This is a genomic window from Amycolatopsis rifamycinica, from assembly GCF_000695625.1.
In the GTDB taxonomy this organism is placed as follows: Bacteria; Actinomycetota; Actinomycetes; order Mycobacteriales; family Pseudonocardiaceae; genus Amycolatopsis; species Amycolatopsis rifamycinica.
Map to the genome: position 1 here is coordinate 15,747 of NZ_JMQI01000046.1, position 14,245 is coordinate 29,991.

General features: G+C 72.5%; 17 protein-coding genes and 1 pseudogene. 9 read left to right on the forward strand and 9 right to left on the reverse strand.

What is annotated here, in order from left to right:
• Positions 1-147: 147 nt before the first annotated feature.
• The 3 genes from DV20_RS21420 (at position 148) to DV20_RS21430 (ending at position 1,771) form a co-directional block, all read left to right on the forward strand.
• Positions 148-489: a hypothetical protein gene (locus tag DV20_RS21420; RefSeq protein WP_043783000.1), complete on the forward strand. Its 342-nt coding sequence runs from the start codon at positions 148-150 to the stop codon at positions 487-489.
• A gap of 298 nt (positions 490-787) precedes the next feature.
• Positions 788-1,165: a hypothetical protein gene (locus tag DV20_RS21425; RefSeq protein WP_043783002.1), complete on the forward strand. Its 378-nt coding sequence runs from the start codon at positions 788-790 to the stop codon at positions 1,163-1,165.
• A gap of 252 nt (positions 1,166-1,417) precedes the next feature.
• Entirely contained in the window at positions 1,418-1,771 is a 354-nt protein-coding gene (locus DV20_RS21430; protein WP_043783003.1) for a hypothetical protein, read from the forward strand.
• Between the two features lie 51 nt (positions 1,772-1,822).
• Here DV20_RS21430 and DV20_RS21435 read toward each other — a convergent pair whose 3' ends face one another.
• Positions 1,823-2,920 (reverse strand): AI-2E family transporter, encoded by a 1,098-nt coding sequence (locus DV20_RS21435; protein ID WP_235190904.1) that lies wholly within the window; start codon positions 2,918-2,920, stop codon positions 1,823-1,825.
• A 128-nt stretch (positions 2,921-3,048) separates the two neighbouring features.
• Between DV20_RS21435 and DV20_RS21440 the strand changes: the two genes are divergently transcribed.
• On the forward strand, positions 3,049-3,990 hold the full coding sequence (locus tag DV20_RS21440) for a glycoside hydrolase family 43 protein (RefSeq protein WP_043783007.1): 942 nt from the start codon (positions 3,049-3,051) through the stop codon (positions 3,988-3,990).
• A gap of 81 nt (positions 3,991-4,071) precedes the next feature.
• Positions 4,072-5,175, forward strand: coding sequence for a hypothetical protein (locus DV20_RS21445; RefSeq protein ID WP_043783008.1), 1,104 nt, complete (start codon positions 4,072-4,074; stop codon positions 5,173-5,175).
• A gap of 3 nt (positions 5,176-5,178) precedes the next feature.
• Here the strand turns inward: DV20_RS21445 and ligD are convergent, their stop codons facing one another.
• Together ligD and DV20_RS21455 are read right to left on the reverse strand one after the other, a co-directional pair.
• Positions 5,179-7,161, reverse strand: a complete 1,983-nt coding sequence (gene ligD, locus DV20_RS21450; protein ID WP_043783010.1) for a DNA ligase D — start codon at positions 7,159-7,161, stop codon at positions 5,179-5,181.
• Positions 7,162-7,262: 101 nt separating this feature from the next.
• Positions 7,263-7,820: a TetR/AcrR family transcriptional regulator gene (locus DV20_RS21455; RefSeq protein ID WP_043783011.1), complete on the reverse strand. Its 558-nt coding sequence runs from the start codon at positions 7,818-7,820 to the stop codon at positions 7,263-7,265.
• A 122-nt stretch (positions 7,821-7,942) separates the two neighbouring features.
• On the opposite strand from DV20_RS21455, the gene DV20_RS21460 reads away from it, so the two are divergent.
• Entirely contained in the window at positions 7,943-8,647 is a 705-nt protein-coding gene (locus DV20_RS21460) for an alpha/beta fold hydrolase (RefSeq protein ID WP_043783013.1), read from the forward strand.
• A gap of 191 nt (positions 8,648-8,838) precedes the next feature.
• Here DV20_RS21460 and DV20_RS21465 read toward each other — a convergent pair whose 3' ends face one another.
• Positions 8,839-9,498: an HAD family hydrolase gene (locus DV20_RS21465; protein WP_043783101.1), complete on the reverse strand. Its 660-nt coding sequence runs from the start codon at positions 9,496-9,498 to the stop codon at positions 8,839-8,841.
• Positions 9,499-9,587: 89 nt separating this feature from the next.
• On the opposite strand from DV20_RS21465, the gene DV20_RS21470 reads away from it, so the two are divergent.
• Complete coding sequence (locus tag DV20_RS21470) at positions 9,588-10,232, forward strand: hypothetical protein (protein WP_043783015.1); 645 nt, start codon at positions 9,588-9,590, stop codon at positions 10,230-10,232.
• A gap of 25 nt (positions 10,233-10,257) precedes the next feature.
• Here the strand turns inward: DV20_RS21470 and DV20_RS21475 are convergent, their stop codons facing one another.
• Entirely contained in the window at positions 10,258-10,713 is a 456-nt protein-coding gene (locus tag DV20_RS21475) for a DUF4383 domain-containing protein (protein WP_084093592.1), read from the reverse strand.
• Between the two features lie 140 nt (positions 10,714-10,853).
• Between DV20_RS21475 and DV20_RS45900 the strand changes: the two genes are divergently transcribed.
• Complete coding sequence (locus DV20_RS45900) at positions 10,854-11,009, forward strand: hypothetical protein (RefSeq protein ID WP_167344388.1); 156 nt, start codon at positions 10,854-10,856, stop codon at positions 11,007-11,009.
• A gap of 2 nt (positions 11,010-11,011) precedes the next feature.
• On the opposite strand, the gene DV20_RS46660 is transcribed toward DV20_RS45900, so the two are convergent.
• Together DV20_RS46660 and DV20_RS21480 are read right to left on the reverse strand one after the other, a co-directional pair.
• Positions 11,012-11,260, reverse strand: a complete 249-nt coding sequence (locus DV20_RS46660) for a DUF2188 domain-containing protein (RefSeq protein ID WP_235190910.1) — start codon at positions 11,258-11,260, stop codon at positions 11,012-11,014.
• Positions 11,261-12,064, reverse strand: a pseudogene (locus DV20_RS21480) (manganese catalase family protein); the annotation flags it as partial.
• A gap of 123 nt (positions 12,065-12,187) precedes the next feature.
• Here DV20_RS21480 and DV20_RS21485 point away from each other — a divergent pair.
• Positions 12,188-12,913 (forward strand): ATP-binding protein, encoded by a 726-nt coding sequence (locus DV20_RS21485; protein ID WP_043783023.1) that lies wholly within the window; start codon positions 12,188-12,190, stop codon positions 12,911-12,913.
• A gap of 159 nt (positions 12,914-13,072) precedes the next feature.
• Here the strand turns inward: DV20_RS21485 and DV20_RS21490 are convergent, their stop codons facing one another.
• Together DV20_RS21490 and couO are read right to left on the reverse strand one after the other, a co-directional pair.
• Positions 13,073-13,291, reverse strand: a complete 219-nt coding sequence (locus DV20_RS21490) for a DUF2188 domain-containing protein (protein WP_043783025.1) — start codon at positions 13,289-13,291, stop codon at positions 13,073-13,075.
• A 74-nt stretch (positions 13,292-13,365) separates the two neighbouring features.
• A complete protein-coding gene (couO, locus tag DV20_RS21495) occupies positions 13,366-14,232 on the reverse strand; it encodes a 4-hydroxyphenyl-beta-ketoacyl-CoA hydrolase (RefSeq protein WP_043783027.1) in 867 nt (288 codons plus the stop codon).
• Between the last annotated feature and the right edge of the window lie 13 nt (positions 14,233-14,245).

A 14,245-nucleotide genomic window follows, 5' to 3' on the forward strand; every position in this document is an offset into this window, starting at 1 on the left:
AACGGGCGAAGACTTCGCCGCCGGGGCCGGATTTCCGGTACGGCCCCGGCCTTTGTAGGATGCCTCCCGGCTCGCTGCTCCGCTTTTCCAGCGCAGCAGCGCATCCGAGCCGGGCCGTACCGTCCACTGCCGTGGACCGGGGGAGGAATGAACACTGAACTCGTCGTCGCGCCGCTCGGCGCGACCTACACGCCACGCCTGATCTGCACCACCGGCGACCGCCTGATCCACCCGGCGGACGGCCGCAACGACCTCGCCAGGATCGTCGTGCGCTGGGCCCGCGCCTGGGTTCCCGAAACCTGGCCCGCCCGCCAGTACTTCGCCGCGCTGGGCATCGGTGATGACGAAAACCCCTGCTACCGGGACGAAGATGTCGTCGGATGGCACCTTCTGCAACCCCGGCCGGACTCGCTCGCGTGGCGGGTGCGCTCCGGTGAGATCGATGTGACCACCGCGCTCACGGCCGAAGCCGAGGCCTGGCCCGGATAGGGAACGCCCGCGAAAAGCCCTGCCCCACCCGGTGCAGGGCTTTTCGGCGTGTCTGAAACGCTTTTTGCTCCGCGTGCGATATCCGAGGCAGTGGCGGGCAAGCGCTCGGCTGCCGGCCGAACCGCGGAAGTAACCCGATCGGACCACACCTGGCGCGGTCAGCGGCCTGCGGTACCCACACGATGGTGGCATGAAGTGGAAACCGCGTCACGGCCTCAGTACGTTTCCCTCACACGGGACGAAAACACACCTTCACTGCCGTCCCGTTCTCCGAAATCGTTCACCGAGGAGCAATTCCATGCTGAAGAAGATCGGCTTCGTCACGGCCGCCGCGGCGGCTGGTGCCTTCCTGGCCGGCGGCGTCGCCGCGGCCGACACCCCGGACGGCCACCACCACGGGCACCACCACGGCCACCACTACGGCGGCTACGACCACACCGGCCAGGTCGGCCTGGTGAACCTGAACAACACCGACGTGCTCCACAACGTCAACGGCACGCTCGGCCTGTGCGGCAACGACATCAACGTCCTCGGCGTGCAGGTGCCGATCCACGACTCGCTCAACGGCATCGGCGTGCCGATCCTGTCGCCGGGCGAGCACGAGGCCAGCGGCGAGTCGCCCTACAACTGCGCCTCGGGCGGCCTGTCCGACGGCGGCACCAGCCAGGGTCACTGAGTTTTCCGTGCCCGGAGCCGCCCGCGCGTGCGGAAGCGGGCTCCGGGCACGGAAACCGGCCGCCGCCGTCGGACGCCGCACGGCGCCGACCGGGTGGGGTCGGCCACGACGCTGGAGAAGTGCGCCGGTCCCCTTCGGACTCGGCGCACCCCCACGAACTTTTCCGGGCCCGGCGAACCGTAGCCGGGCCCGTTCCGTTCCCCGAACCCCCGCCGGACCGTCCGGTGGGTACTCAGAAGGAGTATTTTCCCCGTGATCAAGCAGCTCGGCTTCGTTGCCACCGCCCTCGCCGCCGGGATGGCGGTGCTCGGTGGATCCGCGTCCGCGACCGACGTCAGCGTCGCGGGCCACCCGGTCGACACCTCCGACCAGTTCGGCCTCGTCGGCAACGTGCAGAACCTCGACGCGGTGCACAACCTGAACGTCGTCGGCGGCGTGTGCGAGAACGACATCAACGTCCTCGGCGTGCAGGTCCCGATCCACGACTCGCTCAACGGCATCGGCGTGCCGGTGCTCTCCCCGGGCGAGCACGACGCCGAGGGCGAGAACCCGGACAACTGCGCCGCCGGCGAGATCGCCGACGGTGGCACCGCCCAGGGCAACTGACCTCTTCGGAGCCGGACCGCCGCGCGGGGTGCGCCCCGCGCGGCGGTCTTTTCACGTGCGGTCGAGCCGGTGCACGGCCACTTCCCGCACGACGAGCAGCACGGCGGCCGCCACCGGCACCGCGACGAACGCGCCGACGACGCCGAGCAGTTCGAAACCGAGCAGCACCGCGACAACGGTGACGAGCGCGGGCACCCGGACGGCGCGGCCGACGATCTTCGGCAGCAGCACGTAGTCCTCCACCAGCCGGTAGCCGACGAAGAAGCCGAGGGTCGCGAGCCCGACCGGCACCGACACCGACAGCGCCACGAGGCTGGTGCCGGCCCCGGCGACCACCGACCCCGCCACCGGCACCAGGTCGAGCACGGCGACGAGCAGGGCGAGCACCAGCGGGTAGGGCACGCCGAACGCCCACAGCCAGGCGAAGGTGGCCACCCCGGCGATGAGCGACACGACGACGTTGCCGACGAGGTACGCGCCCACCTTCCGGAAGACCGCGTCGCCGATCAGGATCACCCGCGGCCGCCGCGACCGCGGTGCCAGCCGGTAGAGCGCCGTGCGGACTCGCGGGAAGTCGGCGACGAAGTAGGTGGCGAGCACCACGACGATCACGGCGTCGCCGGCCAGCGCCGCGAGCGACTTCGCCACGTCCGACAGCCGGACGGACCGGGCGGCGGCCTCGAGGCCGAAGGTTTCGTTGGCCTGGCCGAGCAGGGTGCCGTGGTCGCGCAGCAGGGTCAGGTACCGGGGAGCGCCGCTCTGCAGCTGCGCCGCCTGATCGGCGAGGGGGACGGCGGCCGCGGCGATGGCGCCGCCGAGGACGGCGAGCCCGGTCACGACGACCACGGCGGTGGCGAGCGCGCGAGGCATCCGGCGCGCGAGGCGGGCGGTCACCGGCTCGAGCCCGACCGCCAGGAAGAACGCGATGCCGATCAGGAGCAGCACGTCGGAGGCCGCGAGGAGGAGTTCGACGACCGCGACCGTGACGACCACGCCGGCCGCGGCGAGCAGCCCGGTGAAGAACGGCGAGCGGCGGTCGAGCGGTTTTCCCGGGGCGCCCAACGGCTTCGGCTCCCGGGCCGCCGCGCCCTCGGCTTCGCCGACGGGGTGCCCGGCGCGGTAGGCCCCACGGCCCCTGGTTGCGTGCATGAGGGGGCGGCTACCCCGCGCGACCGGGGCGAATCCACCCGATCCGGGGATACGGCAAAGTCCACGCTTCCCGGTGACGGCGTCGCCCTGCCGTTGCCGGAGCCGTTGGGGTGTCGGCAAAATCGCCTATGCGCTTGAAAGATTTCCTGCTCGTTCCGGTGATCGCCATCGCGGCCGCGTTCGCGGTGGCCCCGGAGGCGGCGGCCGTCAGCGCGCCGCGGCTGCTGCTCAACCAGGACTTCCCCGACCCGGACGTCGTCAAGACCGCATGGGGCTACTTCGCGTTCGCCACGGGCACGAAGACGACGCGGATCCCGATGGCCGGCGCTACCGCCGTGGACGGGCCGTGGCGCGTCACCGGGGACGCGCTCGGAGCCGTCCCGGCGTGGGCGAAGCCGGACGGCGGGTTCTGGGCCCCGGACGTCACGCAGCTGGCGGACGGGACGTTCGTGCTGTACTTCTCGGCCGCCTCGAAGGCGGGCGGCGAAATGTGCCTCGGCGCGGCGACGGCGAAGAAGGCGGAAGGCCCGTACACACCGGCCGGCGACCACCCGCTGGTGTGCGAGCCCGGTGACCACGGGGACATCGACCCGCAGACGTTCGTCGACGCGGACGGAGCCCGGTACCTGCTCTACAAGAGCGACGGCGCGCCGACGGGGCCGCCGTCGGCGATCTGGGCGCAGAAGCTGCAGGCCGACGGACGGACCTTCGCCGGTGCGCGCACCGAGCTGCTGCGGTCCGACCTCACGGCCGAGAAATCGGTCGTCGAGGCGCCCTCGGTGGTGAAGACCGCGTCCCGGTACCTGCTGTTCTACTCGGCGGACACGTTCGAGAGCACGGGCTACCACACGTGCTACGCGACGGCGCCGACGCTGGGCGGGGCGTTCGTGAAGGCGGACGGGAAGTTCCTGTCGACCGACCTGCTCGGCGGCAAAGTGGACGCTCCCGGTGGCGCGGACGTGGTGGACGGCCACATCTTCTTCCACGGCTGGCTGGGCGGCGGCCGCACGGCGCGGGGCCTGTACTCGCTGCCGATCACCTTCCCGGGCGACGTGCCGCAGCTGGGCTGACGGGTGTCACCCACCCGGGTAACGCTCGGTTGGGCCGACCGGGCCCCGGATATTCGGAGAACGACGAAACGGAGGAGCGACATGACGGTGTGGTGGGGATTGGCGGGCTTGCTCGGGTTGCTGGGAATCTGCGGCCTGCTGCGAAGCCATCGCGCCGACGGGACGGCGATCGACGACGACCCGCTCGCCCGGTACCCGGTGGCCCGCGAACCGGCGACGCCCAACGCGGACGCGGCGCACACACCGCTGATGACGCCGGCGATCACCCCGGAGATGCTGGCGGCGCCGGTTGCGTCGCAGGCGGAGGCTGGGGTGCCGGTTGCGTCGCAGGGGGAGGCGCAGGTGCCGGTTGCGCCGCAGGGGGAGGCGCGGGTGCCGGACGGGCCGCAGGCGGAGGCTGGGGTGCCGGTCGCGTCGCAGGGGGATGCGGGAGTGCCGGTTGTGCCGCAGGCGGATGCGGGGGTGCCGGAGTCGGGGCGGATCGCGGGGGAGATTCCGGCGCCGCGGCCAGAGTCCGGCTGGACGGGGGAGCCGGAGGTGGTTGGCTCGGAGCCGCGGGGTGAGGTGCCGGCGGCTGGTGGGGCGTTGGGTTCCTCGGGCCAGGTTCAGGGTGTGGGGCAGGAGCCGGTCGCGGAGCCGGTATCTGCCGGGTCAGTGGAGCAGGCGGCCGCTGATGGCGGGCCGGGCGTGGTGGCGCCGCGGGTCGCCGAGTCGGTGGGGGAGCCGGTTTCTGCTCGATCGCCGGAGCGGGCGGCGGCTGGTGGTGCGCTGGGTTCCTCGGGGCAGGTCCAAGCTGTGGCGCCAGCCCTTTCTGCCGACTCATCGGAGCAGGCGGCCGCTGGCGGGCCGGGCGTAGTAGCGCCGCGGGCCGCGGAGCCGGTTTCTGCCCGTTCATCGGAGCAGGCGGCCACCCATGGCGGGCCGGGCGTGGTGGCGCAGCCGGTCACGGAGCCGCTCTCCGCTCCGGCGCCGCGGCACGCCGGCGAGGGGTGGGCTCCGCAGCCGCGGACGTCCGGATCTCCGCGGCAGCCGAAGCACGCGCTTCAGACCGAGGCGACGGCACCCGAGACCGCGCCGACCGTCCTTACCGGACCGCAAGCCCGTGAGCCGGAAGCCGCGGCGGGGCGGAACCCTTCCCCGCGCGGTCTGGTCGGCAAGGTCAAACGGCTCCTGTGGCTGTCCTGACCCTCACCCCAGCGGCGCGCTGTCCTTCGCCAGCCCGGCGAGCAGGTCGCCGTGGTCCTCGATGCGGTCCAGGACCTCCTCCGCCGTGAACGTCAGGTGCGTGACGTGGCGGCAGGCACGGACCTCGTCCCACGTCACCGGGGTCGAAGCCGTCGGGTGGTCGCGGCCGCGCAGGGAATACGGGGCCACCGTTGTCTTCGCCGGGTTGTTCTGGCTCCAGTCGATGAACACGCGGCCGCTTCGGTGGGCCTTCGCCATCACCGCCGTCACCGATTCCGGTGTCTCCTTCGCGAGGCGCTGGGCCAGCTTCTTGGCGTACGCCGACGGGGCCGCCGGGTCGTCCGTGCGGATTCCGCAGTAGAGCTGCATTCCCTTGGAGCCCGACGTCTTCGCGTACGGTGTCAGGCCGTCGGCCACCAGGACGTCGTGCAGGCGCTCCGCCACCCGGCAGCAGTCCACGATCGTCGTGCCCGGCCCCGGGTCCAGGTCGAACACCAGCCGGTCCGGGGAGCCGCGGGTGCCCGACTCCACCGTCCACTGGGGCACGTGCAGCTCGAGCGCCGCCATGTTGGCCGCCCACACCAGGCCCGGGAGGTCGTCCAGCAGCGGGTAGTGAATGGTGCCGCCCGTGCCGGTCAGGCGCACCGTGCGCAGCCAGTCCGGGGCGCCGTTCGGGACGTTCTTCTCGAACCACTTCTGGCCGTCGACGCCGTTGGGGTAGCGGATGAACGTCACCGGCCGGCCGGCCAGGTGCGGCAGCAGCACCTCCGCGACGCGGGAGTAGTAGTTGATCACCTCGCCCTTGGTGAACCCGTCCGCCGGGTACAGCACCTTGTCCAAATTGGACAGGGTGAGCCTGCGGTTGCCGGCCTGGACGGTGATCCGCTGCCCCGGTGGCTCGGGGGCGGGCGGAGACGGGGGTGGCGGCGGGGCGGCGGGCTCGTGCGGGACGGCGCGCGGCGCTAGCACCTCGGCCGGGTCCTTGTCGTGGCGCAGGCCGCGCCAGGCGGTGTGGCGGACGCGGCCGCCGCGGGTGAACTGGCGGTACACGATCTCGCCCACCAGGCGTGGCTCGACCCAGCGGGCGCGGACGATGTCCTCCCGCGGCGGCGTCGTCACGAAGGGGTGCGTGCGCCGCTCCAGGGCCTGCAGCTGCGCCTGCAGGTCGGCGCGGGAGGCCTGGGTGAAGCCGGTGCCGACGTCGCCGATGTAGACCAGGTCGCCGGTGGCGGGGTCGTGCGCGCCGAGCAGCAGGCCGCCGAGGGTGCCGGTGAAGCTGCGCTGGCCGGGCCGCCAGCCGCAGACGATCACCTCCTGGGTCCGGACCAGCGGGTGCTTGAGCCAGGAGTCCGGCCGCTGCCCGGGGTAGTAGGCCGACGAACGCAGTTTCGCGACGACCCCCTCGTACCCGGCGGACGCGGCGTGGGCGAGGAAGTCCGCGGGCGTGCGGCGGTCGGCGGCGAGCTCGTCGAAGGTGACCGCGCGCACCACGGAAACGCGGTACGGATCCGGCATCGGCAGCTCGGCCAGCAGGCGGCGGCGCTCGTCGTACGGCACGCCCAGCAGGCTCCGGTCGCCGAGCCGGAGCAGGTCGAAGGCCAGGAACCGGACCGGGACGTCCTTGAACTCGAGTCCCTTCGGCCCGCTCTGGTGGCGGACGTAGCGGCCGCGGCGCTCCTGCATCCGCTCGAAGTCGATCCGGCCGTCTTCGCCGTAGACGACGACCTCGCCGTCGAGGTAGGCGGCCTGGCCGTCGAGGGCGGGGGTGAGCACGCCCGCGAGATCGGCGAACTCCGCGGTGAAGTCGATGTTGTTGCGGCTGGTGAGCACGGTCGTGCCGTCCGGGGCGATCCGCATGGCCGCCCGGTAACCGTCCAGTTTGTACTCGTAAGCCCACTCGGGGCCGCTGCGCAGCCGTCCGCCGTCGGCCTTGGCGAGCATCGGCTCCACCCAGGCAGGGACGTGCGTCGCGTCGTCTGCCGCCATTTCGGACCTCCGTCACCTTACGTGCCCAAGGTAACCCGTTCGGCCTAGATTCGCCGGGTTTTTGCAGGTGAACGCGGCTTGAACGCCTGTTCGGCGGACGCTCAGGCGGGCAGGAGGTCGTCGACGGCCCGGCGCAGGGTCGCGCGCACCTTCCCGGCGTCGTCGAGTTCGCCGCCGTGCAGCGCGCCGTCGCGCAGCAGGACGAGCACCCGGGCCGCGTGGTCCGGCTCCGGGTGGCCGAGGGCCGCCGCCTGCTCGCGCAGGACGTCGAAGAACCACTGCCGGTGGTCGTCGATGACCCGGCGGACGCGGTTGCCGGGGTCGGGGTACTCGGCGGCGGCGTTGAGGAACTGGCAGCCGCGGAAGTCCTCGCCGCAGGTGGCGTCGCCGACCACCGCCATGGTTTCGGCCAGCCCTTCGCGGGGCGGCTTGCCCGCGCGCGCGGCCGCGACGGCCGCGCGGATCTGGCGGCTGGTCTCGCTCAGGTAGGCCGCCACCAGGTCGTCCTTCGTCGGGTAGTGGCGGTAGAAGGTCGCCCGGGTCACGGCCGCCTCGGAGACCAGGCGTTCCACCCCGACGGCGTGGATGCCCTCGGCGTAGAAGAGCCGGGCGGCGGTCGCGAGCAGCCGGTCCTTCGGGTGCGGCTCGGCAGTCCTCATCCCGGCAGCATAGAGAAAGACCGATCGTTCTGCTAGATCGGCTTCGTCACATTGCCAAGCGGGCCCGGACAGGTCAGAGTTGCTGACAGAAAGACCGATCGTTCTCCCTGAAGGAGCCAGCCATGAGCAAGCCCACCATCGTCCTGGTCCACGGCGCGTTCGCCGACTCGTCGAGCTGGAACGGCGTCGTCGCGAAGCTGCAGGAGCAGGGCTATCCGGTCCGGGCGGTGGCGAACCCGCTGCGCGGGGTCGAGTCCGACGCCGCCTACGTCAAGGACGTCGTCACCAGCGTCTCCGGTCCGGTGGTCCTGGCCGGCCACTCCTACGGCGGCGCCCTGATCACCCGCGCGGCCACCGACACGCCGAACGTCCGCGCCCTGGTCTACATCGCCGCGTTCCAGCCCGACGCGGGCGAGAGCGTCTTCGAGCTGTCCGGCCGCTACCCGGGCGCCAAGCTCGGCCCGGAGACCACCGACGTCCTCGAGCACGACGGCGAGCCCGAGCTGTCGATCAAGCCGGCGGACTTCGCCGAGGTCTTCGCCGCCGACGTCCCCGCGGCCACCGCGGCGGTCATGGCCGTGACCCAGCGGCCGGTCGCCCAGCAGGCGCTCGCGGCGCCGTTCGAGGGCACTCCGGCGTGGTCGAAGCTGCCGTCGTGGACGCTGGTCGCCAACCACGACAACGCGATCCCGGCCGCGGCGCAGGAGTTCATGGCCGAGCGCGCGTCGTCGACGGTCCGCCGGATCGACGCTTCGCACGCCGTCGCGGTGTCCCAGCCCGAGGTGGTCGCCGAGGTCATCCTCGCCGCGGCGGCGAACGTCGAGTGAGTCATCGGCGAGGATCAGCCGGGTGATCGGGCATCACAAGGGCGGTGCGGAGACTCGCGGGAGCGGGGGTGCGGCCGGGCCTCCGGCGAAGTCCTGGAGGTCGCGGTCGGCACCGAGCTGGCCTCCCGTGGTACCCGCCGGAGGTGACGCCCACAGGTTCGGCCTGGCGGAACGGCTGGTCGCCCGCAAGGTCAGCTGAGCAGCACGCTCTCGTCCAGCCCGGCCAGGAGCGCCGCGGCGTCGTCGTAGACCGCGACGGCGCCGGCCTCGGTCAGCTCCGCCGCGCCGACGCCGCCGGAGAGCACCGAGACCGTGCGGACGCCGGCCTTGGTGGCGGCGTGGACGTCCCAGATCGCGTCGCCGACGAAGATCGTGTCCTCCGGTGCCGTGCCGGCCTTGTCGAGCGCGGCGAACACCGGCTCCGGGTCGGGCTTGGTCGCCTCGACGTCTTCGCCGGAGACGATGCCGGCGACGACGTCATCGACGTCGAGGACCTTCCGCAGCACCTTGAGCTCGTCCGGTGCCGCCGAGGTGGCCAGCACCACCCGCAGCCCGCGCCCGGCCAGCTCGCGGACGAGGTCGGGGGCCTTGTCGAACGGCCGGAGCAGTTCGGCCGTCTCCAGGTAGAAGCGGCTGTGCAGCTCCTTCGCCTCGTCGCCGATGCGGCCGGCGTCTTCGTCGCCCAGCAGGGTGCTCAGCAGCTTGCCGGACCCCTTGCCGATCGCGCGGTGCACGTGCCACGAGTCCACGGCCCGGTCCAGCGCGTGGAACGCCCGGCGCCAGGCGTGGACGTGGAGGTAGTTGGAATCGACGAGCGTGCCGTCGATGTCGAACAGGACCGCGGTGGCGATGGCAGTCTCCTTTGTCGGTGCGGTTTCCCCGTGCTCGGCACGGGTAACGGGAGGGTGGTCCGAATACCCCGGTGCGGAGGGAAGTACACATGACCGGCTTTGTCTCGGCGGGCTTCCGCCGGTTGGCGGCCCTGCGGCGCGCCCCGGCCTTCCACCCCGCGGGTGTGGTGCTGCGCGGGGAACTCCGGGCGGTCGCCGACGACCTGCCGTGGCCGTCCGGGCCGGCTCCGGTCGTCGCGCGGCTGTCCAAGGGCGCCGGCACCCCGGGGCGGCTGCCGGACGCGCTCGGGCTGGCGGTGCGGCTCCCCGGGGCGGGCCGCGACGGCGGGCCGTGGGACATCCTGCTGACGACGGCGGGCCACGGGCACCTCGGGCGGATGCTGCCCCGGCCGGCGGCCGCGTGGACCCGCGGTGCCTACAGCAGCCTGGCGCCGTACCGCCGGGCCGGCCGGCTGGTCTGGCTGGGCGCGTGGGCGGAAGCGTCGTCGCCGCGGGTCGAGGCGTCCCTCGAGGCGGCACGCGCGGCCGGGAAGTGGGAGTTCGTGCTCCGGACCGGCCGCGAAGACGGGCGCTGGTGCGACAGCGCCGTACTGACGTTGACCGAGCCCGGCGGGGACGCGCCGGCGTTCGATCCGATGCTGAACCGGCCCGCCGGGCTCGACTTCGCCCCGGAGTGGCTGGGGCGGCTGCGGGAACGGGCCTACGCGGGGAGCCGGGCCGGGCGGCCGTCGTGAACCGGCCGTCCGGCCCGGCGCCCGGTCACCGCGAGTCGGCGACGGGGCCGCGCGTGGCGCCGAGCGGGATCAGGCCGAGCGCGATCATCCCGACGGCCAGGCCGAGGTGCAGCCAGTTGTCGGCGGTGTTCACCGGGACGAAGTTGGCCGCGCTGCCGTGGTCGATCACCAGGCCGTAGAGCCACAGGACCAGGTAGACCACCCCGCCGCCGACGAGGAACGCCCGCGCGCCGCTCGCGGTCCGCGCCATGGCGAGCCCGGCGACGCCGAACGCGAGGTGCACGATGTTGTGCAGGATCGACACGTTGAAGACGCCCAGGAGCAGGGCACCGGAGTGGTGCCCGGCGAAGGTCATCGTGTCGTAGTGGGTCGTTACGCCGGGGATGAACCCCAGCACGCCGACCAGCAGGAAAACCACTCCCACGATCGCGGCGAGAAGCTGGCGCGGGGTTCGCCGGACCTCGGTCTCCATCGATGCCATGGTCGCTTCCTCCGAACTCGGTGAGCGGGCCCCTCGGCCGGGGGACCCGCCCGGCGGCATGCCCGGCGACGCGGCGGGCAAACGCGTTTCACCGCCCGCGCCGCCGGGTATGCCCGGGTTTCGCCCGATCGGAGGAAGCGATGAGCACTCCCGAAATCGACCCGGTGACCGCCGAGAGCATGGAAGAAGACGCCGACATCGGCGGAGAGCACACCGAACCGACGTTCCGCGACCAGCAGCCCGCGGGCGAGAGCGACGACGAGGGTGCCGACCGCGGGGGCATGCCGCCGGAGTGAGGTCAGGAGCGGGCGCGCGGGTAGGTGCGGCGCTCGCCGATCCGGCCGTCCTTGGTGTGGATGAAGTGGGCCGTGCCGCGCTTGATCGCGAGCTTGCGCCCGGCCGCGACGGCGTCGGACTTCGTCTCGGCGCTGCCGGACGCCCGGGTGTTGCCGACGACCTTGTTCTTCCAGACCGAGCCGTCGTGGAACGTCTCGACGTCGCCGTCGGCCGGTTGGAGGGTGGGCTCGGCGGCGTCTTCGGCCGGCAGGGGCTCGGAGGTGCCGAAGAGGGCGGGGTCGGGCGGCGGTGCGGTGCCCGGCCCGCCGAGGGGCTCGGGGTCCATCAGGTATTCGAGGCCGGCGCCGGTGGTCCAGGCGGCGCCCTTGGCGCCGTCGGGGCCGTCGGACAGGTGCCAGATCGTCTTGTTGTGCGTCTGGTTTTCCTCGTCGAACAGGGCGCTGGGGGCGACGACCTCTTCGAGTCCGTCGGCTTTCAGCTCTTCGATGGCGGCCAGCCATTGTTTCTGGTGGACGGTGTCGCGGGCGAGGTTGAACTTGAGCATTTCCTTGACGCCCGGGTCGTCGGTCATGTGGTAGAGCCGGGCGGTTTGCAGGCGGCCCTGGGCTTCGGCGGCGGCGTTGGCGCGGAAGTCGGCGAGCAGATTGCCGGAAGCGATGACGAACCTGGCGTTCCACGGGTAGCCGTTGCTGTCGGCCGGGAGGGCGCCGCCGCCGGCGACGATGGCCTGCTGGACGTCCATCCCGCCGATCGTCGCGGCCAGCACCGGGTCCTGGACGGCTTCGGCGGTCACGGTCGCGGGGGCGCCTTCGAGGAGGCGGGCGACCATGGTGGCGAGCATTTCGACGTGGCCGATTTCCTCGGTCGCGGTGTCCATGATGAGGTCTTTGTACTTGCCTTCGATGCGGCAGTTCCACCCCTGGAACAGGTACTGCATGGTGACGGTCATTTCGCCGTAGGCGCCGCCGATGAGTTCCTGGAGTTTGCGGGCGTAGACGGGGTCGGGCTTTTCGGGCTTGGCTTCGAACTGCAGCAGCTTGGTGTGACGGAACACGTCGTCTCCCTTCCGAGCCCGCCGGGTTCCCCCGTTCGGCCGGGTCAATCGGGAAATCGCCGTGTTTGACGGGTTCCGGGTGGGTTATCCGATCGGGTGATCGTCGTGAGGAGGTGGTCACCGGTGCTCGCCCGGCACAACTCGGTGTGGCTGGTGCCCCGGCACGGCGCCCCGGCGAAAGCCGCGGTCGTCGGCGTGCTGGACCGGACGACGTACCCGCAGCTGCGTGACCGGTTGCTCGAATTCGCGGTGGACTCCGACGACGGCGTGCTGATCGACGTCGAGCGCCTCGAACTGCGCGACCCGGCGCTGATCCGGGTGTTCACCCTGGTCGCCCTGCGCGTCGGAGACTGGCCGGCGATCCCGTTCGCCCTGGTGACCGGCCGCCCGGAACAGCGAGCGGCGCTCGCGGCCTGTGGCGTGCCGGTGTACCCGGACGCGGCCACGGCGGAGGCGGCCCTGATCCGCCCGGTCCGCCGTCGGATGGACCGCCTGCTCGACCGCTCACCACGCACGTCGGCGCGCGCCCGCCGGTTCGTCCGCGGGGTCTGCGCCGAGTGGATGGTGCCGGAGCTGGCCGAGGACGCCGAGCTGATCGCGACGGAGCTGGTGGAGAACACGCTGCGGCACACGGATTCGGCGCCCTGCCTGCGGCTGGAGCTGCGCCGGGGGACGCTGTCGGTGGAGGTCTCCGACGAAAGCCGGCAGCCCGCGGTGTTGCGGGAGGGCCTCGACCTGGCCGGCACGGGGCTGGGCCTGCGGATGATCACGAAGGTCGCGAAGCGGTGGGGGAGCAGCCGGTCGCGATCCGGCGGCAAGACGGTGTGGGCGCAGCTGGCCCGTTGGTGAGCCGCCGGGATCGCCGGTGGCGTCGCCGCCTCCGGGGACATCCGGCGTGCGGACGGCACGGCCCGCGGTGGGGCGACCGGGCCCCACCGTGGGCGCACCGGACACGAGCGGGCTACCGGCCGGGCGGGTGATCCGCCACGGCCGTCGCCGAAACCGGCGTCACCGCTCCGTGCGCCGGGGGCGGAAGTCGCGTTCGGTCTCGACCTCGCCCTCCGGCGTGTGGACGAAGTGGCCGACCCGGCGCTTCCGCGCGATCTGCCGCCCCGCCAGCACGGCGTCGACGCGGCGGGGGGAGGTGTTGGACGCCCGGCGGCCGCCTTCGACGCGGTTCTTCCACAGTCCGTCTTCGTAGTAGGTGTGCACGTCACCCTCCGCCACGACGCCGCCTCCCATCGTGAGTGCTGGACGGGTGCGGATGCCCGGGGACGTAGCGGACAAACGTTATCCGGCGTTCAAGCCAGCCGGAGCACTTCGACGGCGTTGTCCTTGAGGATCAGCGGCCGCACCTCGTCCTTGAGCTCCAGTTCGGCGAAGTCGGCGAGCCAGCGGTCCGGGGTGATCACCGGGAAGTCGGAGCCGAACAGGACTTTGCGCTTCAGCAGCGTGTTGGCCGCGCGGACCAGCTGCGGCGGGAAGTACTTCGGCGACCAGCCCGACAGGTCGATGTACACGTTCGCCTTGTGCGTCGCGACCGAGATCGCCTCGTCCTGCCACGGCACCGACGGGTGCGCCAGGATGATCGTCAGCTCCGGGAAGTCGGCGGCGACGTCGTCGAGCAGCATCGGGTTCGAGTAGCGCAGCTTGATCCCGTGCCCGCCCGGCAGGCCGGCGCCGATGCCGGTCTGCCCGGTGTGGAACAGGGCCGGCACGCCCAGCTCCGCGATGGCTTCGTAGAGCGGGTAGTACCGGACGTCGTTGGGCTCGAACGCCTGCAGGCTCGGGTGGAACTTGAACCCGCGCACCCCGTGCTCGCCGGCCAGGCGGCGCGCGCGCAGCACGGCGGCCTTGCCGGCGTGCGGGTCGACCGAGCCGAACGGGATGAGCACGTCCGCGTGCTCCGCGGCGGCGTCGGCGATCTCCTCGCTCGACAGCGCCGGGTGCCCGGTCGCGGCCGGCGCCTCGACCGTGAAGACGACCGCGGCCATGTTCCGCGCCCGGTAGTGCTCGGCGATCGCGGTCACCGTCGGCGTGCGGTCCTGGCCGGCGCGGAAGTACTTCGCCGACGCGTCCAGGAGTTCCTGGTCGAGCGCGAAACAGCCGTGGCCGTCCTGCTCGACGTGGGTGTGGACGTCGATGGCGGTCAGGGAGGAAAGGTCCACGAGGAGCTCCAGG

Bases quoted from the DNA above. Each gene is read 5' to 3' on its own strand.
- DV20_RS21420 (WP_043783000.1), top strand. From the start codon at position 148: ATGAACACTGAACTCGTCGTCGCGCCGCTCGGCGCGACCTACACGCCA.
- DV20_RS21425 (WP_043783002.1), top strand. From the start codon at position 788: ATGCTGAAGAAGATCGGCTTCGTCACGGCCGCCGCGGCGGCTGGTGCC.
- DV20_RS21435 (WP_235190904.1), bottom strand. From the start codon at position 2,920: ATGCACGCAACCAGGGGCCGTGGGGCCTACCGCGCCGGGCACCCCGTC.
- DV20_RS21440 (WP_043783007.1), top strand. From the start codon at position 3,049: ATGCGCTTGAAAGATTTCCTGCTCGTTCCGGTGATCGCCATCGCGGCC.
- DV20_RS21445 (WP_043783008.1), top strand. From the start codon at position 4,072: ATGACGGTGTGGTGGGGATTGGCGGGCTTGCTCGGGTTGCTGGGAATC.
- ligD (WP_043783010.1), bottom strand. From the start codon at position 7,161: ATGGCGGCAGACGACGCGACGCACGTCCCTGCCTGGGTGGAGCCGATG.
- DV20_RS21455 (WP_043783011.1), bottom strand. From the start codon at position 7,820: ATGAGGACTGCCGAGCCGCACCCGAAGGACCGGCTGCTCGCGACCGCC.
- DV20_RS21460 (WP_043783013.1), top strand. From the start codon at position 7,943: ATGAGCAAGCCCACCATCGTCCTGGTCCACGGCGCGTTCGCCGACTCG.
- DV20_RS21470 (WP_043783015.1), top strand. From the start codon at position 9,588: ATGACCGGCTTTGTCTCGGCGGGCTTCCGCCGGTTGGCGGCCCTGCGG.
- DV20_RS21475 (WP_084093592.1), bottom strand. From the start codon at position 10,713: ATGGCATCGATGGAGACCGAGGTCCGGCGAACCCCGCGCCAGCTTCTC.
- DV20_RS45900 (WP_167344388.1), top strand. From the start codon at position 10,854: ATGAGCACTCCCGAAATCGACCCGGTGACCGCCGAGAGCATGGAAGAA.